Genomic DNA, 2972 nt, shown 5'->3' on the forward strand with positions numbered 1-2972 from the left:
CATCCACACTCTGGAACTCGCCAGTCGGCTGAATTCTGATGTACTCATCACCAATTCTGATCGCTCCTGCGTCAGAAACTACGTTTTGCGTCGAAAGAAGATTAAACACGGTATCCGGAGCAAGACCTATACTGCTCAATTTTTTCATCGATACTTCGATGAACACTTGCTCTTGCTGTTGCCCAGATACCGAAACTTTACTCACGCCATCAACCAGTTCGAGCTCTCGGCGTAAGTAATCGACGTAATCCAGTAGCTCTTTATAGCTATAACCGTCGCCAGTCACCGCTAACAAAATCCCGTAAACATCACCAAAATCATCGATCACTTGAGGTTCATTCACACCTGGAGGCAACGTCCCTTTAAGGTCGTTCACTTTACGGCGCAACTCATCCCAAATTTGTGGTAGATCATCAGGGCCATAATTGTTCTTCATCGTGACCGTGATTTGAGATAAGCCTCGGCTAGAAATCGAATTTACTTCATCAACATAAGTAAGCTGCTGAATCGCTTTTTCGATTGGATACGTCACTTCTTCTTCGACTTGTTGCGGTGTCGCACCAGGGTAAGAGGTCACTACCATCGCATCTTTAATAGTAAAAGCAGGGTCCTCAAGACGCCCTAAACCAAAGAATGCGGCGATACCACCAATCAAAAATATCAGTGCGACCATCCAACTGATGACGCGATTTCGGATGAAGTACGCAGCAATACCGGTCACATCATCATCACTTTGAGGCGCTGATTTATTAAGATCGCTCATAGACCGGCCTCCTGCGTAGCCAGTTCCTGTATCACTTCCACTTTCATGCCATCCCTTAATCGAGAAACACCGGCAATCACAACTTTGTCTTTGAGCATGAGACCATCAAGGATTTGAATGGACGTTTTAGATGCCTTACCTGCTCGCACCTGTTTGCGCGATACTGTATTGTTCTCATTTAACACCCAAACAAATTTATTTTCGCGTCCTAGCTCGTCACCGTCCGCATTAAAAATGGCTTCGATAGGGACATTAATTCCTAGGTTGAGATCAAGCCCAACATTCTCGTCTTTAGACGTTACCTCAACAGCCATACCATCTAGGATGTACTCTTCTTCCGGCATAGGAAGCGACAGTGTGACAGTAAACGTACCTGTTGTTGGATCGGGTTCGGTCGTAAATTCTTTTACCGTCGCGTTATATTCGTTACCGCTGGGCACGCGCACCAATGCTTTGATCGCTGTGAGTCTTTCTTCCGTTGGCGGTTGGTTCACATAGAGGCGGTCTGGAAGCTGAATCAACACTTCGACTCGCTCCAAGCTGTGAATATTAACGATATGCTGTCCGACTTGAACATTTTCGAATTGGTCGATATTAACTCGCGAAATAATCCCATCCACGGGCGCTTTTAAGGCAGTAAATGATAGACGAAGTTTGGCTAACTGAAGCTCTGCTAAGGCGATTTGTCGTTGTGCTGCAATTTCATCAAACTGAGACTTAGCTAATAGGCCTTTATCAACCAAAGGGCGTGAGCGGCGATACTGACTGTCGACAACAGAAAAACGCGCACTCGCATTATCTACATCCAATTCATAGTCCGTGGGATCTAGCGTTGCAATAACATCACCCTTCGTGACTTTGTCGCCCTCTTTTACCATGATGCGGCTGACTTCTCCTGCCACTCTGAAGCTCAAATGAGAGCGATCCGCTGCATTCGCAACCGCAGGGAAGTACAAGTTGTCGTCCACCTTGTTTCCCGCTAATGACGTAACCCTAACTCGTGGCGTTTCGAGCTCTTTTTCTGGCGCCTTATCCCCACAGCCAACGAGAAAAAGCGTTGAAAGTAAAGTCGCTAGAGAGATGATTCCTTTCATATTACAACCCTCTTTCCTTAATCCACGCTCTTACCTTAATTCCGGGTTCAATTACACTGACACCCGAGATAATGATTTGGTCGCCATCGTTAAGCCCAGCTAACACTTGATTTTTGTCATTCATCTCAATTGCGGCTTTGGACACAATGCCTTGCTCATCGACACGCCAAACGTATGTTTTGCCGTTCTCTTCTAGCAACGCGGAGTTAGGAATCTTTGTCGCTCCTGCACTTTTGGACAGGAGGTAAGCATTGCCAGACATTCCCGGCAAAAGGCCTATTTCTGCTGGCCGCTCCATAACCATCGTGACTTTGTAACTGCCCGTTTTAGGGTCGGCTTCTGTATCGATTTCCTGAAAGGTTAAGTCAAAGGCTCGCTCGGGGAACGCATCAAATATCATTCTGGCAGAGACATCGCTCCCCTGGGTGTAACGATTTAGAAGATAGTCTGGGATTTGGAATATCACTTTGAGGAGTTGGTTGGACTGAATATTCATCACCCCTTCTTTCGCGGCAACATATTCATGGTTTTCTGCTGGAATGTACGAAATAGTGCCATCATATGGCGCGACAAGTTTGGTATATCTTAAGTTTGCCTTTGCTTGATTCCATTGAGCTTTTGCCGAGTTATGGTTCGCTTTTGCCTCATCAAAATCTTGCTCAGATACTACTTGGTCTTTACGTAGCTTTTGGTATCGCTTGTATTGCACATCTGCGAGCAAAAAATTTGCCCGAGCTTGCTGTTCGAGCAGAGAATATTCATCTGGGTTTAATGATGCCAAAACATCACCTTTACTGACGACTTGACCTTCATTCACTTCTATCGTTTGAAGAAGCCCTGGAACTCGAAATGTCAGTACTGCTCTATCGCCAGCTTCCGTCGTGGCAGGAAAATGTCGCTCAAACTGGGCATTGCCAACAGATACTGTAAATAGCTTCGCAGGGCGCGATTCAGGTTCAGGAACAGGAGGAAGTTCTTTACCGCACCCCGACAAGACAGCCGAGATGGCAATAGGAATGAGCAATTTTCTCATTACATTCATCCATAAAAATTGGGGATTATTTTTAAAGTAGATGAATTTTGAACGAACTTCCAGAGCAGAAAAGATTAATAGT

Annotated in this window: 3 protein-coding genes; all 3 read right to left on the bottom strand. The window is 45.6% G+C overall.

Going from position 1 to position 2972, the window contains the following annotated elements; translation table 11 throughout:
- On the bottom strand, positions 1 to 763 hold a 763-nt coding region (locus tag CAG68_RS03680), incomplete at its 3' end, for an efflux RND transporter permease subunit (RefSeq protein WP_161440799.1).
- On the bottom strand, positions 760 to 1857 hold the full coding sequence (locus tag CAG68_RS03685; RefSeq protein WP_161440800.1) for an efflux RND transporter periplasmic adaptor subunit: 1098 nt from the start codon (positions 1855 to 1857) through the stop codon (positions 760 to 762). The genes CAG68_RS03680 and CAG68_RS03685, both read right to left, overlap by 4 nt.
- Position 1858: 1 nt before the next feature.
- On the bottom strand, positions 1859 to 2890 hold the full coding sequence (locus tag CAG68_RS03690; protein ID WP_005378114.1) for an efflux RND transporter periplasmic adaptor subunit: 1032 nt from the start codon (positions 2888 to 2890) through the stop codon (positions 1859 to 1861).
- Positions 2891 to 2972 lie beyond the last annotated feature (82 nt).

The organism is Vibrio sp. V42_P2S4T144, assembly GCF_009904715.1.
GTDB classification, from domain to species: domain Bacteria; phylum Pseudomonadota; class Gammaproteobacteria; order Enterobacterales; family Vibrionaceae; genus Vibrio; species Vibrio alginolyticus.